This is a genomic window from Qipengyuania sp. JB2-7, from assembly GCF_055693485.1.
In genome coordinates this window covers 1,880,026-1,905,589 of record NZ_CM146335.1, presented here as the reverse complement: position 1 = coordinate 1,905,589, position 25,564 = coordinate 1,880,026, and the positions used below count along the sequence as shown (strand labels likewise).

Genomic DNA, 25,564 nt, shown 5'->3' with positions numbered 1-25,564 from the left:
AAAACCTGCTGCGTCGCCGCCGCTAGCTCAATCGCTTGTCATGCAAGCGGCAGCGACACTTTCACGGTAGTCCCTTTGCCTTGCGTACTCTGAATCGTCAGGCGGCCATCGTGCCGTTCGACAATGTGTTTGACGATCGCAAGGCCAAGACCTGTGCCGCCAGACGCGCGGCTTCTTCCCGGGTCTGTACGATAGAAGCGTCGAGTCAAATGAGGGATATGTTCTGCAGCAATCCCTTCGCCGCGATCTTTCACGCTCAACCTAACGCGTCTTTCGCCAAGGGGTTGAAGCCGCACGGTAATTTTTTCGTCTTTGGAACCATACTTGAAGGCATTGTCGACCAGATTTCGAATGAGCTGCTCAAGCTGTTGCTGATCACCCAGGATACTAAAATCGCCATGCGTCGCGAAATCAACGCGCTCTTTGTTTTTAGGGCCCGCCGCATCCAGCGCAGCGCGCTCTGTTAGCTTTGCCAGGTTGATGACGTCTTGCGGGCGATCGTGCTTTTCCGCTTCCACTCGCGACAAAGACATCAAATCACTTACAAGCGACTGCATCCTCTGTGCTTCAGTTTGAATAGTCTTCAGAAACGAATCTGCGACCGTCGGTTCGATATCTTGAATGTCCTCGCGAAGCGTCTCCACATACCCAATAATCGAGGCAAGGGGAGTTCGTAACTCGTGACTGGCGTTTGCGACGAAATCTGTATGCGCGCGGCTGATGTCTGCCTCAGCGGTACGGTTGACCAGCTCAAAAACCCCAAGCCCGCCGTCCAGCAATTTGCGGTTGAGCTGCCAGATGTCCTGACGCCGCACGAGCCCTCGAATCATCGCGCTGCCACCTTTGCCGCTCTCGATGAGTTTGACGGCTTTTGGGTGACGCAGGGCGATGCGGGCATCCTGATCGATGATATGACTTCCCAAGAGCTTTCGCGCAGATGCGTTGGCGACAATGATTTTCTGCCGACGGGTAACGATAACTGGAGTTTCGGAGTGCTCAATAAGGTCACTCATGCGATCCGTCGAAAACTCCAAAGGAGCTTTGGAGCCACTTGCGTCCGGAGGGGTCGCGCCGACGAGAAGTATTGATCCAATCCAAACCAGCAAGACAACCAGTGTGATGCCCACGCTCACACCGCTGACCATCATTGCTATCGTTCCGAGAAACGCCATCGCGATTGCGGGGAAAAGAGAGGCGCGCGAGCTCATGATGCGCTTGCGCTCTTAGCTCGCACAGGTATCCTTCGCCAGTGGCAAAAGCGCGAAAGGTATAGCTGGGATCTAAATGCCACCGATGGTGACCCCTACGGGAATCGAACCCGTGTTTCAGCCGTGAAAGGGCCGCGTCCTAACCGCTAGACGAAGGGGCCATGCCCGCATGGCGGGATCGGTGGCGTGGGCGGCCATCTAGTGGGGTGCTGAGCGCGCGTCAAGGCCTGCCTTGCTGCAATAATAGACAATTTTTCGGCTCGTTGTCCGATCACTCAGCCCATGCAGCATCCTCTACATGCAATTCTGCTTGCGGACGGCTTCCCCAATCGTCGATCTTTGGGCGGCCCACGAGCCAGAGTTTGCGACCTTTGCTTGCGTGGAGGAGCGCTTGCCCCATATCGCTCTCTGCTGCGCGAAAGGCGATGCCTTTGAAGCTACGGCCATCATCGCCGCTAGCGATTAGCCGGACGTGATCTGTGCCTACTATGTCGCATTTGACCAGACGCACAGGGCCGACTGCGATTCTGGGACCTGGCCAGCCAACGCCGTACGGGCCGCCGACCTCAATTTCGTTGACAAGGTCGGGGTTTAAACCGCCAGCCGACACCGCCAAGTCCACAACCGTTTCCTGACTGGCAGACGCACGTTCTACCTGCTTGCCAAGCTTTTCATCCATCCAATCGGCAAACTCTTCAAGACGATCCGCATTGATCGTCAGTCCGACCGCCATCGCATGGCCGCCGCCCGCCACCAGCAAGTCCTCCTCACGCGCGGCAATGATCGCCGCGCCCAAATCAACGCCTGAGATAGAACGACCCGAACCTTTACCTTGGCCCGTCTGCTCATCCAGTGCGATAACAATCGTCGGCTTGCCCGACTTCTCCTTAATACGCCCCGCGACAATCCCAATCACACCGGGATGCCAGCCTTTGCCTGAGACAATTGCTACCGCGCGATTGTGTTGCCCGGACAATTGCAGTTCGGCAGCTTCCTGGACTTCCGCCTCAATCGCGCGCCGCTCTTCATTCAGTACGGAAAGCTGCGCAGAAATTTGCTGTGCTTCTTCGTGATCCTCTGTCGTCAATAGCCGCACACCGAGCGTGGATTCCCCGACACGCCCGCCAGCATTGATGCGGGGCCCCAGCGCAAACCCCAAATCGCTGCATTGTGGCGCGCGTTTCAGACGGCTTGCATCAATCAGGGCAGACATGCCGACATTGTCACGTTTGGCTATGACCTTTAGCCCCTGCGCAACGAAGGCGCGGTTTAGCCCGTGAAGCGCGGCAACGTCAGCAACAGTACCTAAGGCAACGAGATCGAGAAGCTCAAGCAGATTGGGTTCCGCGCGGCTCGCAAAGAATTCTCGCCCCCGCAAAGTCCGGATAAGTTCGATCGACAACAAGAACGCTACGCCCACGGCGGCCAAATGGCCGTGAGACGCCGCTATGTCATTCTCATCCAAGCGGTTGGGGTTCACCAGCGCGACGGTTTTTGGTAATTCGGCGGCGCATTTGTGATGGTCAACGACGATCACGTCGATACCGGCATCATGCGCTTGCTGTAACGCATCGAACGCCATGGCACCGCAATCCACCGTGACAATCAGACTGCTGCCTTCTTTGCCGAGTTTCACTAACGCTTCACCAGAGGGGCCGTACCCCTCCAGCAGACGATCCGGTATATAGTACCCGGCATCGGTTCCCAAGCTGCGCAGCAGCCTGATCAGAAGCGCAGAACTGGTGGCGCCATCAACATCATAGTCGCCGTAGACTGTGATCTGCTCGCCTGAAATTATGGCTTGGGCAATCCGGTCCGCCGCAGTCTTCATGTCGCGAAATTGAGCCGGATCAGGCAGAAACGCGCGCATGGAAGGATTGCGATGCTTGTCTAAATCAGCGTCGGCGACGCCACGTGCTCGGAGAATCTGCGTCACGATATCATGGCCAAGCGTCGACTGATTGCCCAGTTCCATATTGCCCGCACGCCACCGCCATCGCTTTCCCGATAGCGATTGCGTAACGCCAAAGACTGCCGGTGCTGTGCTGACTGACATGGAAACACGTTAGCCGTTCAGCACTCAGCTGAAAACATGCTGACCATTGACAATCGACAGTCGCTTGGGAAACCCACGGCTATGGGCACAGCACCACTGATAATCTGGCATTCACGCACCAACGCCAGCAAGAAAATGGCAGAGGCTGCGTATGAAGGCGCGGGTGCCAACGCCGCGTGTTTGCGCGCGAACGAGGTGAACGCTGGACATATCTTGGATGCAGAGGGCTATATATTCATCTGTCCCGAAAATCTCGCAAGCATGACCGGCCTTATGAAAGAGATGTTCGACCGCACCTACTATGATGTCCTGGGGTGCATCGAAGGGCGTCCATATGCCACCATAATCGCGGCAGGATCTGACGGTGAAGGTGCGCAACGCCAAATTGACCGGATTGCAACTGGCTGGCGGCTTAAACGCGTTGCCGAACACATAATAATTAATTTCAATGCACAATCCCCTGAACGGATATGGGCTGAAAAGGTCGTTTCTGAAAACGTTCTGCGTCAATGTGAAGGATTAGGAAAAGCCTTCAATGAAGGGCTAAAAAGCGGAATATTTTGAAAAATTCTTTGCGTGGAGGCCGGATTAGTCCGTACAGAGCCGGTGCAGAGGCGCTTTTGCGCCAATTAGGGCGCGTCATTTTTGGGGGAAGGGTTGGCCCATTTCCATGGAGGGAGAAATACAAGGGGAAGAGTTGCGGTCCAGCACTGCCGCGCGCCTCTTAATTCTATTCCCTGAGGCACAACGCCCGGACCGGCGAGCCATTTTTGCTGCAGTCGAAAAATCAAGGCGTTTCTCGGTGAGCCATGATCCGGGTGAACCGAGTGAAGAAGACTGCAATATCGGCGGTTGGCTTGAGCTATTAATGGATGGCCTGACCTTCGATTGCCTTGGCCTATGTTCAGGACCTGCAATGCAACGCGCTGAGCCACAATACCATTTTCAGGTCGGTAACAGTGATTTTGAACGGGCGGAGGCCTTGGCGCTAACGCCTGGGCCGCACTTGATGGGCGCAGAAAATTCTCTGCCGGTGGTAAAGGCCATGGCTGGTCTAGCGTGCGAACTCAGTCAGCATCTTGAAAATTCTATCGCGCTGCAGTGGGAACCATCTGCCAGTCTCATCGGTACTAGTTACTTCAGAAATGTGTCAGAGCAGTGGCTATCAGGCGGACCATTTCCAGCGTTGGGTCTTGGCGGAATACTCGCCACCGACGACGGGGGCATGCGTAGCGACGGCCTGGCATTTTTCACGGGTCAAGAGATTGAGTTGACCGAGCAACTCGTCTCTGACCGCACCAGTGCGAGCCAACTGATGGTTCGCCTTGTCGATAGGCTCGTTGCGTGGGGGCGGGTCAGGGAAACCTCAGAGGTCGCTGGTGCCGACGGGACACCGCTGCTTTTGACGCCGTCGGTCGATGGAAAGACCGTAAGCGTGCGTTCGAAACAGGGAGACGCGCCGGAGGGCTAAGGCGCGCAAATATGTGACAGTTCCGATTGACCGGTTGCCCTTTAGGGCAGTGAACCGGCGTGGCACGATTGGGCATAACCCCGGGTTGCAGCGTCATCATCTTATTCCACGTCAAGCGCTCCAAATCGGCAGTCTTGAAGCAATGCTATCAAGCCTTGGCGAAACACGGATGGGCATTCATGACTTTCGCCGAAATGGCATGCTGCTGCCGGCGCAGGAAGCTGCGGCCATTCGGATGGGGCTACCGCTTCATCGCGGGCCACATCGCCTCTATAACGACATGGTCATCGATCGACTTGGGATGATCGAGCGGTCGTGGTCACGTTACCGCCGCAATCAGGCGGATAAAGCGCATCATGCAGCGCTGCTCAACGTCACCCTGCTGCAGGGAGCACTTCGACGGCGGTTGCTTGATACAAGAAGGCCGATGATCCTTAACAGCAAGGACCCGCTGGGGAAGGGAAAGGACTTCACATTGCTTGACTCCATGGCCGAGCAATTATGGCAAGACGCTCAGGTATTCCGGGCTTTATAACCGGCCTTGGCGTCAAGAGCCTCTTTGGCGGCATGATACTCACGCTCTATGCGCGCCACCATGTCCTCAACCGTGCCCACGGATTTGACCGCGCCAACGCCCTGACCGGAACCCCAGATGTCTTTCCACGCCTTTGCTTTGGTATTGCCGCCGCTGCCAAAGTTCATTTTGGAAGGGTCGCTTTCGGGCAGGTTATCTGGGTCCATGCCAGCGTTTTCGATGGATGATCTGAGATAGTTTCCATGCACACCCGTGAACAGGTTAGTGTAGACAATCCCCTCGGCGCTACCGTCGACAATGCCCTGCTTGTAACCTTGGTCGGCATTGGCCTCTTCCGTGGCAATAAATGCGCTGCCGATATAGCCAAAGTCTGCACCCATCGATTGTGCTGCGAGCACGGCGTTACCGTTCGCAATCGAGCCGGATAGCGCCACCAAACCATCAAACCATTCGCGAATTTCCTGCATCAGGGCAAACGGTGACAAAGTGCCAGCATGTCCACCCGCGCCCGCGGCCACCGGGATCAGACCCGTCGCGCCTTTCTCAATTGCCTTATGGGCAAAACGATTATTGATGATGTCGTGTAAAGTGATGCCGCCCCAGTTTTTAACGGCATCAAACACTTCCGTGCGTGCACCCAGAGAAGTGATTACCATCGGCACTTGCCACTTCTCGCACGTCGCCATGTCCGCATCGAGCCGATCATTGGAACGGTGAACGATTTGGTTTACGGCAAATGGTGCGGCAGGGCGATCAGGGTTTTCGCGATTATGCTTGGCTAACTCTTCCGTAATCTGATGTAGCCATTCGTCGAGCAACGACTGCGGTACGCGCGTTTAACGCTGGGAAAGACCCGATAATGCCAGCTTTACATTGCGCGATAACCAGTTCCGGTCCGGATACGATAAACAGGGGCGAGCCGATGACTGGCAGGCGAAGTTTGTCGAATGGGGCGGGCAGGGTCATAAGCGTATCCGATTCAAGAGAGTTTACGGGCTTTTGCACCGCCTAAGACAGGGCGGGGCGCTGTGTCGAGACTGACGTAACGTAAAGTGATCACACAGACTTACGTTCCCCCCAGCAGATGTTCTAACCCGTAAAACCTCGCTGCGGTTCCGGCGTAAAGCGCATGCTTCTCCTCTGCGCTTGCTGAACTGGTGATCCGCTTGAACGCATTCCAGAGCACCGGATATGTCGCGCCCCACCGGTCGACCGGGTAGTTGCTTTCAAACATCGCGCGATTCGGGCCGAAGGCTTCAATGCAGGTCTCGATATAGGGACGCCAAAGCTCCGCCAGCGCTCCTGACCCTATCCCGGCTGCCGGGCCATCTTCGGGTAGGGCGCAATTGTGCATGGCCAGCCCACCCAGCTTCACGCTGACATTCTGGCATTGGGCAAGCTCGCGGATATGGGTGCGCCAGATGTCGAAGCGTTCCTCGCGTCTCCCCTCATAGCTGGCATTCGCCAGAGGCGTGCCGCAGTGGTCCAGGCAGATGGGTGTTTCCGGGAACGCCATGGCAAGGTCAATCACATCGGGGATCTGCGGCTCCAGTATCCAGGCATCGAAGCTGAGACCTTGCTCGGCAAGATGTGCGAAGCCTTCGCGGAATGTGGCATCACGGTACAGCCCTTCTGGTGCATGGAATGGCGGGCCCAGCACTTCTGGGTCAGCATCCCAGGCACCTTGATGCCGGATGCCCTTGAACCGTTCCGGCGCTGCGGCCTTCAATGCCTCGAGCACAGGCGCAACACCATCGCCAAGCATCAAGTCGGCATGCGCGACAATGCCTGCACAGGCTTGGAGATTGCCGTAGAGACCGCTCGCCGATTGCGCGGCAACGCCATTTACATACTCGACTTCGCCAACGACCTTCATCGCCTCGCTAGCGCCCGCGCGGTAAAACGCTCCGCATTCCATGAACACGGTGCCGATGATGTTGTGACCCGTTTGCACATCGGAGAGAAACTGATCGAAGGTGTAATGCGCGACCGGGACGATTGTCTCGATAAAGCGATGCCGCGGCTCTGGGAACATGGGTAATAGCGCGCGCAGATCCCACAAATGATGGTGCGGATCGATGATCGGAAGATCGCGTTCGATGATCTCTTCGGTTTCGGGGATAGTCTCAGTCATGTGCATGCCCTCCCAGTTGGTTTCCTCCAGCGGGAACCCTCATGGATGGAACACATGGAACACAGTTCAGGCGAAGAAAAGAGGGCAGGCGGTTTTGCAGGGCATCAAAGCGATTGAGGCAAGCTATGACCGGCGAAATCCGCATTGCGAGAACTATGGGTTGAGGTATCCGAGTAGGAAACTGAGATTTCCGTTTTCACAATCAAATCTGCTAAAGCCCGACCTTGGCTGCAATCCTGCGATATTCCCGATACTTTGCGAACGGAATCCAATCGGGGTCTTCGCCGTGCCTTCGCAGTCGCCGCTGATGCGCGAAAACACCAATCAGCAAAAAAACTGAAGCGGTAACCGTTGGGATGGCTTTGAACTGAGCGTATGAAAAACCCAGCATTTCTGTGTTGAAGCGAGCAAAGTGTGCCAGCATACTGATCAATGACATTGCAAAAGCAAAGATCGGCCAGATGCGATTAGCGTTCAGCATGATTGCTAGAAAGCCTGCGAAGATTGTAACCTCTGACGCCAGCGCGACCATGTCGACCTCATCAAAGCGAGGTTGCCCGAGCAGAGGGGTTAAGGCAAACCCAACCGCGATTGAGCCTAATATCGTGTAGATACCCAGACGTTCGGGCTTGCCCCCCAGAAACTGTGCGGCTGCCACCACGAGAAAAAGCCAGATGTACCCGGCCAAAATTCGGGGATCACCAAGGTCAGGGATCAGCATTTACTGCGCTATTTCACTATCGAAAGTGTGGTAACATTGTCTTTCGCTTCGTGCCCCTTTGGAAAGACACGTTGGTCAATTTCTTCAGTGGGGCAAAGAGGGGGCTACTCACCCGTTTCTGCGTCTTTCTGAGCCGATGCATGTGCCAAGACATGCTTTTCGCGGAGCGAGTTAAGTTGCTCCAATTGGCTCATCAGCTGCTTGATGGTTCGCTTACCCTCGGCGCCGCGCATTCCGCTTTCAATGCGAATTAGTAGAGCCAGTTGCAGCCTTTCGCTGGCTTTGTAAATCAGGCTGTCGATATCATCGAGGCCATCATGTAACGCATCGCTCAGGTGTTGTGCTTTCTCATCCAAATCAAGATGGATCTTATCATCATAACTCATCTGTTGCCCTCCCGCTTCTAACGTGAAGGCTCAGCCACCAAACAAGGTATCAAGCGATCCAGCCAAGGCTATGCTCCCGACCAATAGGGATATGACCATCCCTGCGACAGCTAACCCGGCCAATGGTAACCACCATCTGCCATATTTGGCATTCCAAGCCTTCGGGCCTGTCGAGCGAAACTCCCGCACGAACTGTTCAAACTCAGGTGCGCTCAACAATTGATGCGCGCGTTCAAACGACAAGTCCTGGAGAATCTTTTCAATATCTTCGGTGCTGAGATCGACCCGGATAAATCCACATGTCGGTTCTCCGCACATATCCAGCAGCAAAATATACCGGCGAAGTGCATCTATACGGTTGGTGGCATTCAGCTTCTTGCGCGCTGCCAGCAGATGCTCCTCAACTGTGCGGCGCGACTTGCCAATCGTATGGGCAATTTGGTCAATTGTCTGATGTTCTGCGGCCAGTCGCATCACCTGCTCTTGCCGTTCAGTCAGACGATCAAGCATAGCTCGAGCTTCTAGCTGGGCATTGGCCAGCAAATTTTCGCCATCAATCGAACCAGAATTATCCTGCACAGGTGTCAAAATAGCCTACCTGAAACCGAATGTCATTCGTATTGGTTGGACTGTCTACCCTAGAAACAGATAATTTATGACTTATCCTTTGATCGCCGAATTCGCCGCGCTCAGCACTGCGCGAACGCTCGCCGTTGCAACGTCCTCATCAATTCCGACGCCCCAGATCGTTCCGCCATCCGCTGTTTTACATTCTAGGTAAGCTGCTGCGCGCGCGTCGCGCCCGGTCCCCAGTGCATGCTCTGTGTAGTCCGCGACTTGCAGGTTCAGCCCAAACGCATCTTCTATTGTGCTAAGGACAGATGAAATCAGGCCATTTCCGCGACCGCTGACACTCTGTTCCTGCCCCTGAACAGCAATAGTGCCCGTGAACAGGCGAGTGCCGTCGCTGGCACGGCGTTCCTCATAATCGACCAGTTGGAAATGCTTCTCTTCCGTCTGGACATGGTAGGCGGCCTTGAATGCCTCCCAGATATCAGGAGCGTTCAATTCGCGGCCCAATTTGTCGGCCATCTGCTGAACGTGCGGGGCAAAGTCAGCCTGCATACGCTTAGGCAGTTTTAGTCCCTGATCCTGTTCGAGAACCCAGGCAAAACCGCCTTTGCCGCTTTGCGAATTGACGCGAATGACCGCCTCGTAATTCCGACCCAGATCGGCTGGATCAATCGGCAAATAGGGCACACGCCAATGTTCATCATTCTGCGTATTGTGAGCGGCAAAGCCTTTCTTGATAGCATCCTGGTGACTGCCGGAAAACGCGGTGTAGACCAGTTCTCCGCCATATGGGTGCCGCTGATGGACGGGCAGTTCGTTGCAATACTCGACCGTTTCAATGACGCTATCGATATCAGAGAAATCGAGTCCCGGGTCGATCCCCTGCGTGTACATGTTCAGGGCCATGGTGACGAGGCAGCAATTGCCCGTCCGCTCTCCATTGCCGAACAGACAGCCTTCAACGCGGTCCGCACCGGCCATGAGTGCCAACTCTGCCGCCGCGACGCCAGTACCGCGATCATTATGCGTATGCAGGCTGATCACTGCGCTGTCGCGATTGGGCAGGTTGCGGATGAAGTATTCGATCTGATCCGCGTAAATGTTGGGTGTCGCCGCCTCGACCGTGGCGGGCAGATTCAGGATGATCGGATGGTCAGGTGTGGGCGCGAGCACCTCCATCACTGCCGCGCATACCTCGATGCTGAAGTCTAGCTCTGCGGTGGAAAACGTTTCGGGCGAGTACTGGAAATGCCAATTCGTATTTGGTTGCTTACTCGCCTCATCACGCATGACCTTCGCGCCAGCGACGGCGATATCGCGCACCTGGTCCTGGCTCATACCAAATACAATGTCACGCCATGCAGGGCTCACCGCGTTGTACAGGTGAACGATGGCGGAGTGTGCGCCCTCAAGGCTGGCGAAGCTTGTGCGGATCAAATCCTCTCGGCTCTGGGTGAGTACCTGCACCATTACGTCGCCTGGGACGCGATCCGATTTGACCAGGCTCGAGATGAAATCAAATTCAGTCTCGCCCGCGCTGGGAAAGCCTACCTCAATTTCTTTCACGCCGACTTGGATCAAAAGGTCGAAAAAGCGGTTTTTCTTATGCGCATCCATCGGATCGATAATGGATTGATTGCCATCGCGAAGGTCCGTCGACAGCCAGCGAGGCGGGGCGATTATTGTGCGAGAGGGCCATTGCCGATCAGGCAAGTCGATTTGTGGAAACGCAGCATATTTGACGCTGGGATTTTTCAGCATGGGCATGGAAAGTCTCGGTAACGGTAAATCTAAGGACTAGCGATCAATAAACCCTTGGGAGCGCTCAAGCGCACCCGCTGGCACGCCAAGCTTACGCCCAAGGGCGCATAAGTCGTAGTAGGATACCGTTCCGTGTCATGCCGTCTGCATCGCTGATTGCTCCTGATTAGGCAAGCGTTCTTTCGTCCGGATACACCTTGGCGCAACAAAAAATCCTGAGCTTGTGTAACCGAACCTTTGGACCTTGCGAAACTCAATGCATCAGCAGGTGCTCAGACCCCTCGATTGACCCCAGCGCTACTATCCCCCACCCAGCGCACCTTGGGCACCTGCTGACCAGTTATTCGGCCAGTTCCCCCTATTTCATGGCCGGCTTAGATGGAGGTTTTGAAATGAAGCAGGTACTTATCTTGGCAGCAGCGGCACTGGCCGCTCCTGTCGCAATCGCAACGGCTGGTATCGCAACCGCAGGCCCGGTCTATGTTGGTGTAGAAGGCGAGAATATCGCTGTTGGCGGTTACGATACTGTCAGTTACTTTCAAGGCAACGGCACCCCGGTCAAGGGCGATGCACGCTACACGGTCGAATATGACGGTGCTGAATGGCACTTTGCCAGTCAGGAAAATGCCGAAAAATTCCGAGCTGATCCCGATGCCTATGCACCGCAATATGGCGGCCACTGCGCATGGGCGATGGCTCGCGGTTCGCTCGCACCGGGTGATCCAACGGTCTACAAAGTTGTCGACGGCAAGCTCTATCTGAACTTCAACAAGCAAGTTCAGCAGCAATGGCTGGCTGACATCCCAGGGTTTATTTCGAAAGCGAATATCGCCTGGTCCGAACTCCCCGACGACGCTCGCTTCGGTGGATAATCAGCGGTCTCTACTCGCACCCCCTTAATACCCCCTCGCAATACATCCTTGGGAAAGTTTGAAAGGTAATTACTCATGTCTAATGCAAACACACTCGCGAAAATGCTCGTAGTCGCTGGCGGCCTTGCCGTCGCTGGTACAGCGGTCCCTGCCGCTGCTGGCATCCCATGCGGCCCAAGTGGCAGCAGCCTGTCACGTGCCAGCAATTACAACCCTTGTGCAGCAAAGCAGCGCAAGGCTCGTAAAGCGAAAAAAGCTAACGCCTGTGCCGCGAACCCGTGTGCCGCGAACCCGTGTGCGGCCAACCCATGCGCGGCGAACCCATGCGCCGCCAATCCTTGTGCTGCGGCTAACCCCTGCGCGGCAAGCCCCTGTGCCGCCAATCCTTGCGCAGCTAACCCCTGCGCCGCGAATCCCTGCGCACCAAAAGCCTAACGGGTCGCAGGTAAGGACAACCGAGGGGGCGATCCCAAGTCGTCTCCTCGGTTGTTTTTCTTGAACTCGAACTGGCTCACCGCCGATGTCTTACCAGGAAATCCTGATATCCAGCACAACCCAGATGTTTCAGTCTGGCATGCCGCTGATGAGCCGCCTATTGCCCGCAGACGCGACGGCGGAAGCATGGGCTCACTATCCGGCTGGTGACGTCGTGAATGGAGCCGCATCGAGCCGATATTTCTATCACTCGCATCCACCTGAAGAGCGCGAAGCAGACGAACACGGACACTTCCACTTGTTTGTTGGCAAGGCGTCTTTACCCGGCCACGCAGAACCTTTGATCCCAGCACCGGCGTTGCCGAGCGGGCAAAAAAGGGCCGACGTTGTGCATATTGCTGCATTGGCGATTGGCTATGACGGGCTGCCACTGCGGTGGTTTGGAACCAATCGTTGGGTCACCGATGAGTGGCTCTATCCAGCTGATGCGATCATCGAAATTCTGGATGATTTCGATCTGCGCGGCAAAGCTGGCGATCCGCTGGTCAATGAATGGCTCACCGCCATGCTGCATCTCGCACGTGAGGACATTGCCAGCATCTTGCTAGAGCGGGACAGTGTTTTGCGGCAGCAGGATCGCACTGGCGAAAACCGCGATGTCGAAGTGACTGGCGCGCGCGCGATAAATCTCGAAGCGCTGCTTAGCTAACGCCAGCGAAGCCGATCCCCGGTTAGCTGATCGACCGACGTCACACCCATCAATCGCATACCCCGCTCAATCTCGTCTTTGAGAATACCTATGGCGCGTTCGACGCCGTCCTGACCTGCGGCAGCAAGGGCATAGAGATATAGTCGCCCGCCCGATGCCGCAGCTGCGCCAGAACAGATAGCTTTCAATGCATGTGTTCCGCGACGCACTCCGCCATCACAGATGATCTCAATCTCGCCGCCAACCGCATCGACAATCTCGCGCAATTGATCGAAAGGCGCGCGACTCCCGTCGAGCTGCCGTCCACCGTGGTTCGATATCATGATCGCATCAGCGCCAATCTCGACTGCGCGGCGCGCATCTCCTGCGCTCATCACGCCCTTCAGACAGAATGTGCCGCCCCAATCCTGTCGAATTTTCGCTGCCGTTTCCCAATCCATCGACGTATCAAGCATCGTATTGAAATAATCTGCGATGCTGACGGCTTCACTCGATCCCTCGGTCACATGCGTATCGAGATTGGGCAGCCGGAACTTCTCGCGTAGCAGATAGTCCAGCGTCCAGCGTGGGCGCGTCGCATAACTCCAGATTGCACTGGGCGTAAAACGGGGCGGGGTGGTGAAACCGCTGCGCAGGCACCGCTCGCGTTTGCCCGATACGATAGTGTCGACCGTGAGCGCCAATGCGTCGAACTTGGCCTGCTGACATCGCTCTATCATTGATGCGTTCAACCCCTTGTCCTTGTGAACATACAACTGGAATAGCTTGGGGCCGTTGGTGAGGGCGGCGATTTCCTCAATGCTCCGCGTCGCAAGGCTGGAAATTCCGAACCACAGGCCAAATTTCTCGGCAGCCTTGGCAACTGCGCTTTCGCCCTGGTGATGGAATGCGCGCTGCACTGCCGTAGGGCTGAGCATCAGAGGAAGGGCGCTTTCACGGCCCATGATTGTGCAGCTGGTATCGATATCGGCAACACCAGCCAGAACGTCCGGCACCAGATCGCAATCATCAAAGGCAGCTGTGTTGCGCGACTTGGTAAGCTCGTCGTCCGCTGCCCCGTCGATATAGTCAAACACCGGCCATGGCAGCCGCGCCTTTGCGAGCTTTCGGAAATCATCGATGTTGTGGCAGTCAGATAAGCGCATCAGCAATTGCCACTCTGCGTGGCTCTGCGTTGGGCAAGTTCATTGACTGTATATTGCCCCTGCGAAACCTCGCCGGGACAGGGGCGATACCGTGTATCCTGCCGCAGGCATCCTTCACCGCAAATCAGGATTGCGGCTTCATCCTGCCAATCGATCCGCCAAAACCTTCCTCCCGGGGTTGCGACATATCCATCCATCTGCGTTTCTATATCGCTTTGCATGTCGAGCAAGGATGGCACCTCGCTGTCATAGTCATCGCTATAGGCGCCGTGCGTGTGATAGCTGGCGACTGGCGCCATGCCTGGCTCGTCAAAATAGGCGATATCGCAGCTCGCCTGTTCGCCAGAGATGATCCGGGTTGTGCCGAGATTGCCTTCGCTATCTTCGTAGATAATCCCACACAGCTCCATATCTTGCGAAAATGAGCGCTCCTGCAGTGTGCTCAGCTGTGTCCTCGCGAAAGCCTGAACCTCATCGGTCGAGACCGTGATCTCGAAGTCTTCGGGGCCTTTCACATTGGTGAGAACGCGCACCATGACCACAACCCAAGCGATGGCGCAAAGGCCCATCAGTATCTGGGAAGTGGTCAGGTTGCGCATGATTTGCGCCGCTTGGACTTAGTTTTTGGCTTTGTCGACCAGCTTGTTGGCACCGATCCAAGGCATCATCGCACGCAGTTCAGCCCCGGTCTTTTCGATCGGGTGCGCTTCGGCTGCTTTACGGCTTGCCTTCAGCTCCGGCTGACCAGCCTGATTGTCGAGTACGAAGTCTTTCACAAAACGCCCTGACTGAATGTCGGCCAGAACGCGTTTCATTTCAGCCTTGGTCTCATCCGTGATGATCCGTGGGCCAGTTTTGATGTCGCCATATTCAGCCGTGTTGCTGATTGAGTAGCGCATGTTGGCGATGCCGCCTTCGTACAGCAGATCGACGATCAGCTTGGTTTCGTGCAGGCACTCGAAATAGGCCATTTCAGGCGCATAGCCTGCCTCCGTCAGCGTTTCGAATCCAGCTTGGATCAGATGCGTGATCCCACCGCACAGCACCGCTTGCTCACCGAACAGATCGGTTTCGCACTCTTCCTTGAAATTGGTTTCGATAATGCCGGATCGGCCGCCACCCACTGCGCTAGCGTAAGACAAGGCCAGAGCTTTCGCGAAACCGTTACCTGCGCTTGCCTCGCACTCCTGATGCACCGCGATAAGGCAGGGAACACCGCCGCCGCGCTGATATTCGCTGCGCACGGTGTGGCCGGGGCCTTTCGGCGCAATCATGATGACGTCGATATCCGCTGGTGCCTCAATCAGGCCAAAGTGAATATTAAGACCGTGCGCGAAAGCAAGCGCGCTGCCTGACTTCATATGCCCAGACATTTCATCAGCCCAGATTGCCGCCTGATGCTCATCAGGAGCGAGAACCATGACAACATCCGCCCATTGCGCTGCTTCGGTCGCGTTCATCACGTTAAAGCCAGCATCCTGAGCCTTCTTGCGAGTTGACGATCCGTCGCGCAATGCAACCGCAACATCGGCGACACCGCTATCGCGCAAGTTTTGCGCATGGGCGTGACCCTGGCTGCCATAACCAACGATGGCGACCTTCTTGCCTTTGATCAGATCCTGGTCACAGTCTTTGTCGTAATAAACTTGCATTGTACCCTCATTCGTCATCCCGGACCTGATCCGGGATCTCGTGCCTCCAAGTCGCACAGGATTGATGGAGACTCCAGTCTACGCCGGAGCGACGATAATTCTAAACCTTGGCGGCGCCGCGCATCATTCCCACGATTCCTGAACGACCCACTTCGACGAGACCGAGCTCGCGCATCAGGTCCAAAAAACTGTCAATCTTGTCTCGCGTGCCGGTTAGCTCGAACACAAAGCTAGAGGTCGTGGTGTCAACCACATTAGCGCGAAATAGCTCAGCGATACGGAGCGCTTCGACCCGTGCGTCGCCTTTTCCTGCGACCTTCACCAGCGCCAATTCGCGTTCAATGTGCGGCCCCGCAGTGGTGAGGTCGGTCACCTTGTGAACGGGCACAAGCCGTTCAAGCTGAGCCTCAATCTGATCGATCACTTCCGGTGGACCGTTAGTGACAATTGTGATCCGGCTGATCGCATGATCGTCAGAAATGTCGGCCACGGTCAGGCTGTCAATGTTATAGCCGCGTGCGGTGAACATACCGGTGATCTTGGCCAGAATTCCCGGCTCATTATCAACCGTCACATTGAGCACATGCTGCTCAGAAAGCTGTTCAGCGATTTCCATCTTGTTAGAGCCCCTTAGACCAAAGCCTTGGCTTCATCGTCCATCGTGCCATCGACCTGATCGCCATATAGCAGCATTTCCGTGTGCGCAGCCCCTGAAGGAATCATCGGGAAACAGTTGGCCTCTTTCGAAACAAGGCAATCAACAATCACCGGGCCGTCATGGTCGAGCATTGCGGTGATCCCGGCATCGAGACCAGCCTCATCTTCAATGCGAATACCCTTCCAGCCATAGCTCTCAGCCAGCTTCACAAAATCCGGCAGACTGTCTGAGTAGCTGTTGGAATAGCGGCTTTCATAGGTCAGTTCCTGCCACTGGCGGACCATCCCCATATATTGGTTATTGAGGATGAATATCTTGACCGGCAGGCGGTACTGGCTGGCCGTGCCAAGCTCTTGAATATTCATTTGAATGCTTGCCTCGCCAGCGATGTCGATCACCAGTGCATCGGGATTGCCAAGCTGCGCGCCAATGGCTGCGGGCAGGCCATAGCCCATCGTGCCAAGACCGCCGCTCGTCAGCCACTTATTGGGCTTGGAAAACCCGAAATACTGCGCGGCCCACATCTGATGCTGGCCGACCTCGGTGGTAATGATTGGCTCGCGGTCCTGAGTCAGCGCAAAAAGCCGTTCCACCGCCTTTTGCGGCATGAGCATGTCGGACTTTTCCGGATAGGCCAGACAATCACGTGCTTTCCAGCCCATGATCCGCGCCTTCCATTCGCTGGTATCGCGCGCCTTGCGGTCTCCCCATGCTTCAAGCAATTGCGCAAGCACGGTCGCGCAGTCGCCGACAATGCCGCAATCAACCGGCACAGTCTTGTTGATGCTCGCGCGATCAATATCGATGTGGATTTTCTCTGAATGCGGGGCGAAGGCATCGAGCCGGCCCGTAACTCGATCATCAAAGCGCGCGCCGACAGCGATGATCAAGTCAGCCTTGTTCATCGCCATATTGGCTTCATAAGTGCCATGCATACCCAGCATGCCCAACCAGTCGGGGTGAGTGTGCGGAAACGCGCCAAGCCCCATCAGCGTGCTGGTAAGTGGTGCATCGAGCACGCGCTGCAATTGCCCCAAGAGCTCAGTGGCTTGCGGGCCAGAGTTGATAACGCCTCCGCCCGTATACAGCACAGGGCGCTCAGCCTTCTCCATCATCGCGATGGCTTGTGCGATCTTGGCGGGCTTGCCCTCGGTCCGGGGCTGGTATCGTGATGACGCCATGTCGCGCTTGGCCAATTCAGCATGGCCAGGAACGGCAATCTGCACGTCTTTGGGAATATCCACCAGTACTGGGCCAGGGCGCCCGGTAGTCGCGATCCGGAACGCCTCTTCGATTGTCGCCTGCAAGTCAGCAGGGTCTTTGAGCAGATAGTTATGCTTGGTGCAGTGGCGGGTGATGCCGACAGTATCCGCTTCTTGAAACGCGTCGGTTCCGATCAGCGCGGTGGGAACTTGCCCGGTTATGACAACCATCGGGATCGAATCCAAAAAGGCGTCGGCGATACCCGTGACGGCGTTCGTCGCGCCTGGTCCAGAAGTAACCAGGACAACACCCGGCTTGCCGGTCGAGCGCGCATAACCCTCGACCGCGTGCGCAGCACCGGCCTCGTGTCGCACCAGAATGTGGCGTATTTCGGAGTGATCAAACAACTCATCATAAATGGGCAGCACTGCTCCACCGGGATAGCCGAACACGAATTCGACACCCTGATCGATCAGGCAGTCCATCAATATCTTTGCGCCGCTGCGCTGAGTTGTCACTCCAACCTCCTTTAGACTCACAAAACGGCTCGATGCTTGAGGGATAGCACCGAGCCGATGTGCTATCCTATGTGATTATAAACTTCCGTCGTCAACCCATATTGTATAATAAAGAAACAAATACACCCTCAATATCGACATTTATATTCTCAATCGGCACACCTTCGATCTTGGGCCACCACGGCGAGGGTTGATTGCGAAACCAGGTATATTGCCGCTTGGCATATTGCCGGGTTGCCGTCTGGCCTGCCTTGATGGGTATCGCCCTGCGCTCCGCTCCGAAAACCCAGTCTTCAGTCTTAGGTTTCTGCTCCAGATAGTCCCTTAGCTCCGGCACGCCGATAGCACGCATCACCGGGAGAAAGGGATCAAGTTTGCGTTTAAGCAAGTCAGCAACTTCTTGCAATGCGCCGTTCTTCAGCATCCACTCAAACCGCCGGTCGCACCGGTCATAGAGCCACTCACGATCAGGCAGCAGGATCAGCGGATGCAGGTCAATCTCACCCTCGATGCCTCCAACCTTCTCTTCCTGCCATTCTGCCAGTGTTTTGCCCGTTGATCGTATCACTTCCAGCGCACGAGCAACCCGCTGCCTGTCACTGCGGTCCAGCGCTTTCGCGCGCTCCGGATCTTCAGTGCGCAGGGCGGTATGGGCTTGTAGTACGGGAAGAGACCGAACCTCGTGGCGGATATCAGGATCAATATCCGGGATCGGCGCAATCCCATCCAGCAGCGTCTGGATATAAAGGCCTGTCCCGCCCACCAAAATCGGTATTGCACTGTCAGCATGACAGGCCGCAATCTCACGCTTTGCCGCCTCTGCCCAATCCGCCGCCGAACACGCAACCGCGCCATCCCATGTGCCAAACAGGCGATGCTCGATACCGCGCATGTCCTCTTTGCTAGGACGGGCAGAGAGCACGCGCAGGTCGGCATAGACCTGCTGGCTATCTGCGTTGATGATAACAGCGCGTTTCCGGCGCACCTCCAGTGCTTTGGCGAGCTGCACTGCGAGATCACTCTTGCCGCTCGCGGTCGGCCCTGCAATGAGCGCAAGCGGCGGCTTATCTTTCGCGTCTGACCGCATGTTTTCTGGAGAACCCTTCGTGCTCATCGCCCGGCTGATAGCAGACTCAGCGCATCTCGAAACCCAGCTCGATCGAGCGACTGCTGAATTGGCGGCTCAGGATATGCCAGTGGCGATGGCACGCCTCCTCGAAGATGGCGGTGAGGTGCTGCATTTGTCATTTCCATCAGGTGACGTAGCGGCGATTCGCGCGACCCTGAAACAAGTGTTTGAACCGACCGCGATATTGATTGCGGATCATGAGCCAGTTGCCCCCAAGCTTTTCGTATCAGATATGGACTCAACCATGATCGGGCAGGAGTGCATTGATGAGCTTGCCGATTACGCTGGCCTCAAAGACAAGATCGCCGCGATTACCGAAGCCGCCATGCGCGGAGAGCTAGACTTTGCCGAAGCGCTGAACGAGCGCGTAGCTTTGCTTGCGGGGCTCGACGAAAGCGCAATAGATCAATGCCTGGCAGAGCGGATCAGGCCAGAACCTGGTGCGCGCGAACTGGTCCAGACGCTGAAGAGTAAGGGATGCCGTACCGTCCTTGTAACCGGCGGTTTTCATCACTTTGCCGATCGCGTGGCGCAGCAGCTGGGATTTGATCGTGTGGTCGGCAATCGGCTGGCGGTTTCAGGCGGGAAGCTGACGGGCAAGCTCGACGGCCCGATCAGCGATGCGGCGACCAAGCTCGCAACGCTGCGTGAAGAGGCCGCGACTTTGGGTGAGGGTGCGCGCATTCTTGCGTCGGGCGATGGCGCCAACGACATCCCGATGCTGAAAGCTGCGGACTATGGCTTCGCCTATCGTGCAAAACCCATCGCCAGAGGAGCTGCGAATGGCGCGCTGGATCAAGGTGATCTCACTACGATCCTAAGTTTGCTGGACATCTCCTGAATTTTCGTGCCCTTGTCATTTAAGTTGCATTAAGATACTTATCTTATCGTAAGCACCTCAGATGCGGAATTTCTCGCGATCAGGAGTTAGGCAAGATGGCTGGCAAGGCGCCTTTGGAGTACGCAACAGACGGCACAGTTTTTCGCAGTGCGGAACGTCCCGAGCCGAAATACTCGCTGCCCAAGGCGGTCCATCATTTCCGCGAGCTGATTAAAGACAAGGAAGACACGACGCATGTCTTCAAGATTTTTGATGCACTGCCTTCGAAGTCGTTTCTGCCGCGCGTTCGCAAACTGGTGATGAGCGAGCAGGGCGATCATTTGCGCGCGACTGAGCCAGACTTGGTGCCGATACTTGATGATCATGACGCACTACGCAAACTGCCGACCGGATCGCTCGCGCATGCTTATTGCGACTTTATGGAGAAAGAAGGACTCACTGCTGCTGGTTTGGCGGCAGAGGCAGAAAAGACCTATCAGCGTGATTATGGTGATCTGGTTGGCTGGTATGCCCGCCGGTCACGCGACACGCATGATCTGCTGCATGTCCTGACTGGCTATGGTCGCGATGCGCTGGGCGAGCAATGCGTCCTGCTTTTCACTCATGGACAAAGCCCTAGCCAAGGGCATCTGCTGATCGGCTATGCTGGTGGTTTCGATATGAAGCAGACCCTGCGTGGCAGCAAGGCGCCGATCTTCAAGGCCCTGCGTCAAGCGCAGCGGACGGGCAAGAATTGCCCAACGCTCGCAGAAATGTCGATCCGCGATCTGCTGGCGATGGATCTGGATGAGGCGCGCCAGATGCTCAACATTCCGGAGCCGAGCGCCTATCGAGACTGCCACCATATTTGGCGCAGCGAAGGCATTGATCCCTACAATCTGCTCGCCCCCAAGGACCAGCAGCTCGCGACTGCGTAACGGCTAGAGCCAGCTTGCGATCTGGCTAAGCGGTTTCTTCTTGAGCGCATGTGCTGGAACTGTCGCGTCATCGGCTGGCTTGCCAACCACCACCACCATCAGCGGTTTTTCCCACTCAGGACGCCCGCATAGCTCCCGCAGAAAGCCCATGGGCGACGGTGTGTGCGTAAGCGTCGAACACCCGGCCTCATGCAACGTCGCGATCAACATTCCGCAGGCAATCCCGACGCTTTCATTGACGTAATAGTTCTGCGTCTTCCCGTCTTCGTCGATGCCACCTTTGCGCTGCGCGAAAACGACGATTAGATAGGGCGCGGTTTCGAGGAACGGCTTGTCCGCATCAGTGCCCAGATCAGCCAACGCATCGAGCCATTCGTCGGATGCCTTGGGCTTATCGCCATCCTCGCCGTAGAAGCGTTTTTCCTCCGCTTCGGCGGCCTCGCGGATCGCGGCTTTCTTGTCGGCAGAACTCACGACCGCGAAATGCCACGGCTGATGATTGGCACCATTGGGTGCGGTGCCAGCGGCCTCTATTGCGGCCTCGATGACTTCGCGGGGGACGGGCTCGTCCGAGAAATACCGGCAGGTGCGGCGTTCTTTCAGCCTGTCGCGCAGAGCTTCGGCGCGGGCAATACGCTCCACGTCAGAGATTTCGGGCATCGAATAAGGGACGGTGTCATGATCACGCATGGCGTCTCTCTAAGTTTCCTCGATGAAATGGGGAAGTGGCAAGGTGAACGACCTCAACGATCCGCCTTTGGGATCACAAATTTCAGGCCGGACCAGATGTCATCGACCGCACATTTCTTGGTATCGATGAACCCGGAGGCGAGACCAATGCGTTGAACAGCCGCCTGATCGAGTACGGTTTCTTGGCCTGATCCCTTCTTCGGCCAACTGACCCAGACCTGACCGTCTTTGGCTATGATTGGGCGCAGCATTGCGAGCTTTTCGGTGAGATCGCTTTCGTTTGTGATGAAGATATGCGCGGCGTCCAGCCCCTCTCTCGGGTCGGCGACGAACCGCAATTCCAACGCATACTCGTCAATCTCGTCGATGACATTTTCCGGCATGCCGTCAAACCAGCATAACTGCCCGTCGCGCAGGTTGAGCTTCTTCGCGAGTGGTGTTCCAGAATATCCTGCGGTCATCTTCTTAGCATAACGCCATCATGTGGCAGTCGCCATAGTCGACCGCGAGGTGCCACAGCGCGCCGAGGGCGAACGCACGGACATACCATTTCGGTATCGCAAGCATGATTACGAAGGCGAGGGCGGCTTCCCAACCGTGGAGCAGGTGGAAGCCGATGGAGCAGCGGTTTGGATCGAAGATTGGATTGGCGAGGAAATGGTCGAGGTCGATAATGTTGGCGCTGGCTATGACCAGTCCGGCAACTTTCCACCGCTCGCGCCAGATGATCGCGGCGATCGCGAATGGGACGAGCCAATGGCCGCCATAATGGAGAATAGGTTGGAGGAGGTCCAATTAAGCTACCCCGTCACTCCCGCGAAGGCGGGAGTCCAGATTGGCCGTGGCGCTACTTCGCCTTGGATTCCCGCCTTCGCGGGAATGACGGCGTGGTATATCCTTATGCTTCCATCAAGCCGCTTTTCCGTCATTGCGAGAAGCGAAGCGACGAAGCAATCAAGTCCCGAGATTGCGTTTCTGGATTGCCGCGCCTTGCTGGCGCAAGGCTCGCAATGACGAGTGGGTTCGTCACCTCTCCATCCAGTCGCGGAAGAAGCTCTGGTGCGCTTCGCGGAGTTTGGTTAAACCTACATCAAAGCCGGGCCCGACAATCGATTGGTCGCCAGTCGAACCAATTTTGTCTATCGCAACCTGAGCGACCATCACATTCTCCAAAGACCCTTTGGGAACTGTGACGATATAGCGTGCTTGATCTTCGCAGAAAGCCCAAACGTGAGGTGAAAGCTCGCCGATACGGCTTTTGTTCAGGGCGCCTTGGCCACTGAGTTGTGCGCCTATACCACTCGCAAGCGCCATTTCTGCGATAGCGACCAAGACACCGCCATCTGAAACATCATGCACTGCGGTCAGCTTGTCGCCGATGCTTGCCAAAAATTCAGCACCGCTTTTCTCTGCTTCCAGATCAACATGCGGCGGTTCGCCCGCTTCCAAATCGGCGATAGTTCGCAGCCAGAGTGATTGGGCAATCTCGCCGGTTGTATGACCAACGAGATAGATATCTTCTCCCTCATTCTTAAACCCCATCGTCATCATCTTCGAATAATCGTCGATAATGCCAACGCCGCCTATTGCGGGGGTGGGGAGAATTGCGCTGCCACCGCCGGTTGCCTTGCTTTCATTATAAAGCGACACATTGCCGCTCACGATCGGGAAATCGAGCGCGCGGCACGCATCGCCCATACCCGCCAGTGCGTGGACAAACTGGCTCATGATTTCCAGCCGCTGCGGATTCGCGAAGTTTAAGCAATTGGTCACCGCTAACGGACGCGCACCGACTGCGCACAAATTGCGATAGGCCTCGGCAATCGCCTGCTTTCCGCCTTCATACGGATCGGCATAGACATAGCGCGGCGTGCAATCGGTGGTGATCGCTAGCGCCTTATTCGTGCCATGCACCCGGACAACGCCCGCATCGCCGCCAGTCTGCAGCGTGTCCGCGCCGACCTGGCTGTCATATTGCTCGGAAATCCAGCGGCGCGAGGCAAGGGCGGGGGACGCCATCAGCTTGAGCAGGTCCGCCCCGATATCGGTACTTTCCGGAACATCCTCCAGCGGTTTGACCTGTGCCCACGCTTTGTATTCCTCTTTTGACAAATACGGTACCGGTCATATTCGGGGGCATCCGCCGCGAGCGGCCCGAGCGGGATGTCGCACACGACTTCGCCCTGCCATTCCAGCACCATATGCTGCGTATCGGTCACTTCGCCGATCACGGCAAAGTCCAGCTCCCACTTCTCGAAAATCGCTTGCGCCATGGCTTCCTTGCCGGGCTTGAGCACCATCAGCATCCGCTCCTGGCTCTCGCTCAGCATCATCTCATACGGCGTCATGCCCTCTTCTCGGCATGGCACCTTGTCCATGTCGAGCCGGATGCCCGCCTTGCCATTGGTTGCCATTTCAACGCTGGAGGAGGTGAGGCCAGCTGCGCCCATATCCTGAATCGCGACAATGGCGTCGGTGGACATCAGTTCAAGGCACGCCTCGATCAGCAGCTTTTCCGTGAATGGATCGCCGACTTGCACGGTAGGGCGCTTGGCGTCCGCATCCTCTTCGAAGTCAGCGCTGGCCATGGTTGCGCCGTGAATGCCATCGCGCCCCGTTTTTGACCCGACATAGACGATGGGGTTCCCGACACCAGTCGCGGCGGAATAGAATATCTTATCAGCATCGGCGACACCCACCGTCATCGCATTGACGAGGATGTTGCCGTCATAGGCTGGGTGGAAATTTGTCTCGCCGCAAACCGTGGGGACGCCGACACAATTGCCATAACCGCCAATGCCCGCAACAACGCCTTGCACCAGATGCTTCATCTTGGGGTGATCGGGGCGGCCAAAGCGGAGAGCGTTGGCGTTTGCGACTGGTCGCGCGCCCATGGTGAATACGTCGCGCAGGATGCCGCCAACGCCGGTCGCTGCGCCTTGGTATGGCTCGATATATGACGGGTGGTTGTGACTCTCCATCTTAAAGATCGCGGCCTGCCCATCGCCAATGTCGATCACTCCGGCGTTCTCACCTGGGCCGCAGATTACCCAAGGTGCCTCGGTCGGCAGTTTTTTCAGGTGGAGGCGCGAGGATTTATAGCTGCAATGCTCCGACCACATCACCGAGAAGATACCAAGCTCCACCATGTTAGGTTCGCGCCCAAGGGACTTGAGCACCTGCTCATATTCTTCGGGTGAAAAGCCGTGCTGCTCGACGACTTCGGGGGTGATTGCAGAATCGGTCGTGCTCATACCGCGCGCATTTAGCTGTGGCCGAGGGGGACCGCCAGCCCGGTTCGGCGTTTATGCCAACGTGTTTGCCCAACCCAGGTGGCGAGCAATGTGGCGACACCAAATGCGACCAGCCCGGTGATCGGGAACGCCACGGACATTTCGGTTGGCTCTGGCCCGAACCAGTTAAAGCCCTGCATCGCCAGCAAAACGACCAGCAGGATGATCGGTGGGCCCATCGGCCCCTTGGTCGATTTAACATACCAATACAGCGCGCCGATTGTGATCCCGAGTTCCAGCGGCATTGTGATCCATGGGTAATTCCACAGGCCCCAGCCGAGCTTTTCCTCGCCGCCCGCCAGCGTCAAGTCAGGTCGGTGAACAACAAGGTCTAAAAGCCAATGACTCAGGACCACCATTCCAGCGACGGCCCCTGCGAATCTGTTGCGCAGCATAGCGCCCACGATCAGTCCGGAAACGACAGCAAAGACGCCGGTACCAAGCAAACTGTGCGTGTAAGGCATATGATAGAGGTCGAGCGGGTTCATGCGGGTGATGCCGGGCACGATATCCATCTGCTCCACACCGACAATGACGAGCGCCATAAACGCCCAATCCACCAATTGCGCGGCGACAAACAGCGTGCCTAGGCGCGGGCTTTCTGATGAAACAGCGCCGGCTACGAAGGCCGGTGCCCAGTGACCAATAAACATGCGC

The 25,564-nt window shown here is 56.4% G+C and carries 24 protein-coding genes, 1 tRNA gene and 2 pseudogenes; 7 read left to right on the top strand and 20 right to left on the bottom strand.

The window, feature by feature from the left end; translation table 11 throughout:
• Positions 1 to 38: 38 nt before the first annotated feature.
• From ACZ1GM_RS09550 to recJ, 3 genes are all read right to left on the bottom strand, one after another.
• Positions 39 to 1,208 (bottom strand): ATP-binding protein, encoded by a 1,170-nt coding sequence (locus ACZ1GM_RS09550; protein ID WP_472676257.1) that lies wholly within the window; start codon positions 1,206 to 1,208, stop codon positions 39 to 41.
• Positions 1,209 to 1,294: 86 nt separating this feature from the next.
• Positions 1,295 to 1,369: transfer RNA gene (locus tag ACZ1GM_RS09545), tRNA-Glu, on the bottom strand.
• A gap of 110 nt (positions 1,370 to 1,479) precedes the next feature.
• The gene (gene recJ, locus ACZ1GM_RS09540) at positions 1,480 to 3,264 is read right to left on the bottom strand and encodes a single-stranded-DNA-specific exonuclease RecJ (protein ID WP_472676256.1); all 1,785 of its coding nucleotides are present in this window, start codon (positions 3,262 to 3,264) and stop codon (positions 1,480 to 1,482) included.
• Between the two features lie 81 nt (positions 3,265 to 3,345).
• Here recJ and ACZ1GM_RS09535 point away from each other — a divergent pair, with 81 nt between their 5' ends.
• The 3 genes from ACZ1GM_RS09535 (at position 3,346) to ACZ1GM_RS09525 (ending at position 5,270) form a co-directional block, all read left to right on the top strand.
• Positions 3,346 to 3,828 carry an NAD(P)H-dependent oxidoreductase gene (locus tag ACZ1GM_RS09535; protein WP_472676255.1) on the top strand — a complete coding sequence of 161 codons (483 nt, stop codon included), beginning with the start codon at positions 3,346 to 3,348 and terminating at the stop codon, positions 3,826 to 3,828.
• 238 nt (positions 3,829 to 4,066) lie between these two features.
• Entirely contained in the window at positions 4,067 to 4,735 is a 669-nt protein-coding gene (locus tag ACZ1GM_RS09530; RefSeq protein WP_472676254.1) for a hypothetical protein, read from the top strand.
• A 13-nt stretch (positions 4,736 to 4,748) separates the two neighbouring features.
• Positions 4,749 to 5,270, top strand: coding sequence for an AHH domain-containing protein (locus ACZ1GM_RS09525; RefSeq protein ID WP_472676253.1), 522 nt, complete (start codon positions 4,749 to 4,751; stop codon positions 5,268 to 5,270).
• On the opposite strand, the pseudogene ACZ1GM_RS09520 reads toward ACZ1GM_RS09525, so the two are convergent.
• The 6 genes and pseudogenes from ACZ1GM_RS09520 to leuA all read right to left on the bottom strand — a co-directional run bounded on the left by ACZ1GM_RS09520 (position 5,249) and on the right by leuA (position 10,851).
• Positions 5,249 to 6,236 (bottom strand): annotated as a pseudogene (locus ACZ1GM_RS09520) (NAD(P)H-dependent flavin oxidoreductase). The gene ACZ1GM_RS09525 and the pseudogene ACZ1GM_RS09520 sit on opposite strands and share 22 nt — an antisense overlap.
• A 100-nt stretch (positions 6,237 to 6,336) precedes the next feature.
• Positions 6,337 to 7,404 carry an amidohydrolase family protein gene (locus ACZ1GM_RS09515; protein ID WP_472676252.1) on the bottom strand — a complete coding sequence of 356 codons (1,068 nt, stop codon included), beginning with the start codon at positions 7,402 to 7,404 and terminating at the stop codon, positions 6,337 to 6,339.
• Between the two features lie 211 nt (positions 7,405 to 7,615).
• A complete protein-coding gene (locus ACZ1GM_RS09510; RefSeq protein WP_472676251.1) occupies positions 7,616 to 8,125 on the bottom strand; it encodes a hypothetical protein in 510 nt (169 codons plus the stop codon).
• A gap of 104 nt (positions 8,126 to 8,229) precedes the next feature.
• Positions 8,230 to 8,511, bottom strand: coding sequence for a hypothetical protein (locus ACZ1GM_RS09505; RefSeq protein WP_472676250.1), 282 nt, complete (start codon positions 8,509 to 8,511; stop codon positions 8,230 to 8,232).
• Between the two features lie 30 nt (positions 8,512 to 8,541).
• Entirely contained in the window at positions 8,542 to 9,090 is a 549-nt protein-coding gene (locus ACZ1GM_RS09500) for a helix-turn-helix domain-containing protein (protein ID WP_472678535.1), read from the bottom strand.
• Positions 9,091 to 9,171: 81 nt separating this feature from the next.
• Positions 9,172 to 10,851, bottom strand: a complete 1,680-nt coding sequence (gene leuA / locus ACZ1GM_RS09495; RefSeq protein WP_472676249.1) for a 2-isopropylmalate synthase — start codon at positions 10,849 to 10,851, stop codon at positions 9,172 to 9,174.
• 386 nt (positions 10,852 to 11,237) lie between these two features.
• Between leuA and ACZ1GM_RS09490 the strand changes: the two genes are divergently transcribed.
• Together ACZ1GM_RS09490 and ACZ1GM_RS09485 are read left to right on the top strand one after the other, a co-directional pair.
• On the top strand, positions 11,238 to 11,717 hold the full coding sequence (locus ACZ1GM_RS09490) for a YHS domain-containing (seleno)protein (RefSeq protein WP_472676248.1): 480 nt from the start codon (positions 11,238 to 11,240) through the stop codon (positions 11,715 to 11,717).
• 520 nt (positions 11,718 to 12,237) lie between these two features.
• Positions 12,238 to 12,861 (top strand): DUF6969 family protein, encoded by a 624-nt coding sequence (locus ACZ1GM_RS09485; protein ID WP_472676247.1) that lies wholly within the window; start codon positions 12,238 to 12,240, stop codon positions 12,859 to 12,861.
• On the opposite strand, the gene ACZ1GM_RS09480 is transcribed toward ACZ1GM_RS09485, so the two are convergent.
• From ACZ1GM_RS09480 to miaA, 6 genes are all read right to left on the bottom strand, one after another.
• Positions 12,858 to 14,006, bottom strand: coding sequence for an alpha-hydroxy acid oxidase (locus ACZ1GM_RS09480; RefSeq protein ID WP_472676246.1), 1,149 nt, complete (start codon positions 14,004 to 14,006; stop codon positions 12,858 to 12,860). The genes ACZ1GM_RS09485 and ACZ1GM_RS09480 overlap by 4 nt on opposite strands.
• Complete coding sequence (locus ACZ1GM_RS09475) at positions 14,006 to 14,605, bottom strand: DUF4329 domain-containing protein (protein ID WP_472676245.1); 600 nt, start codon at positions 14,603 to 14,605, stop codon at positions 14,006 to 14,008. Before ACZ1GM_RS09475 ends, ACZ1GM_RS09480 begins: the two co-directional genes overlap by 1 nt.
• Positions 14,606 to 14,623: 18 nt before the next feature.
• The gene (gene ilvC, locus ACZ1GM_RS09470; RefSeq protein ID WP_472676244.1) at positions 14,624 to 15,658 is read right to left on the bottom strand and encodes a ketol-acid reductoisomerase; all 1,035 of its coding nucleotides are present in this window, start codon (positions 15,656 to 15,658) and stop codon (positions 14,624 to 14,626) included.
• 100 nt (positions 15,659 to 15,758) lie between these two features.
• Positions 15,759 to 16,274: an acetolactate synthase small subunit gene (gene ilvN / locus ACZ1GM_RS09465; protein ID WP_472676243.1), complete on the bottom strand. Its 516-nt coding sequence runs from the start codon at positions 16,272 to 16,274 to the stop codon at positions 15,759 to 15,761.
• A 14-nt stretch (positions 16,275 to 16,288) separates the two neighbouring features.
• Positions 16,289 to 18,037, bottom strand: coding sequence for a biosynthetic-type acetolactate synthase large subunit (gene ilvB, locus ACZ1GM_RS09460; protein ID WP_472676242.1), 1,749 nt, complete (start codon positions 18,035 to 18,037; stop codon positions 16,289 to 16,291).
• A gap of 91 nt (positions 18,038 to 18,128) precedes the next feature.
• The gene (gene miaA / locus ACZ1GM_RS09455; RefSeq protein WP_472676241.1) at positions 18,129 to 19,151 is read right to left on the bottom strand and encodes a tRNA (adenosine(37)-N6)-dimethylallyltransferase MiaA; all 1,023 of its coding nucleotides are present in this window, start codon (positions 19,149 to 19,151) and stop codon (positions 18,129 to 18,131) included.
• Here miaA and serB point away from each other — a divergent pair.
• Positions 19,144 to 20,007 carry a phosphoserine phosphatase SerB gene (gene serB / locus ACZ1GM_RS09450; protein ID WP_472676240.1) on the top strand — a complete coding sequence of 288 codons (864 nt, stop codon included), beginning with the start codon at positions 19,144 to 19,146 and terminating at the stop codon, positions 20,005 to 20,007. The two genes, miaA and serB, sit on opposite strands and share 8 nt — an antisense overlap.
• A gap of 95 nt (positions 20,008 to 20,102) precedes the next feature.
• Positions 20,103 to 20,924, top strand: coding sequence for a Coq4 family protein (locus ACZ1GM_RS09445; RefSeq protein WP_472676239.1), 822 nt, complete (start codon positions 20,103 to 20,105; stop codon positions 20,922 to 20,924).
• Positions 20,925 to 20,927: 3 nt separating this feature from the next.
• On the opposite strand, the gene ACZ1GM_RS09440 is transcribed toward ACZ1GM_RS09445, so the two are convergent.
• The 5 genes and pseudogenes from ACZ1GM_RS09440 to ACZ1GM_RS09420 form a co-directional block, all read right to left on the bottom strand.
• Positions 20,928 to 21,614: a nitroreductase family protein gene (locus tag ACZ1GM_RS09440; RefSeq protein WP_472676238.1), complete on the bottom strand. Its 687-nt coding sequence runs from the start codon at positions 21,612 to 21,614 to the stop codon at positions 20,928 to 20,930.
• A gap of 53 nt (positions 21,615 to 21,667) precedes the next feature.
• The gene (locus ACZ1GM_RS09435; RefSeq protein ID WP_472676237.1) at positions 21,668 to 22,075 is read right to left on the bottom strand and encodes a DUF3052 family protein; all 408 of its coding nucleotides are present in this window, start codon (positions 22,073 to 22,075) and stop codon (positions 21,668 to 21,670) included.
• Between the two features lie 4 nt (positions 22,076 to 22,079).
• Positions 22,080 to 22,409 carry a DUF6122 family protein gene (locus ACZ1GM_RS09430; protein ID WP_472676236.1) on the bottom strand — a complete coding sequence of 110 codons (330 nt, stop codon included), beginning with the start codon at positions 22,407 to 22,409 and terminating at the stop codon, positions 22,080 to 22,082.
• A 231-nt stretch (positions 22,410 to 22,640) separates the two neighbouring features.
• Positions 22,641 to 24,868: pseudogene (purL, locus tag ACZ1GM_RS09425) on the bottom strand (phosphoribosylformylglycinamidine synthase subunit PurL).
• A gap of 11 nt (positions 24,869 to 24,879) precedes the next feature.
• On the bottom strand, positions 24,880 to 25,560 hold the full coding sequence (locus tag ACZ1GM_RS09420; protein ID WP_472676235.1) for a hypothetical protein: 681 nt from the start codon (positions 25,558 to 25,560) through the stop codon (positions 24,880 to 24,882).
• Between the last annotated feature and the right edge of the window lie 4 nt (positions 25,561 to 25,564).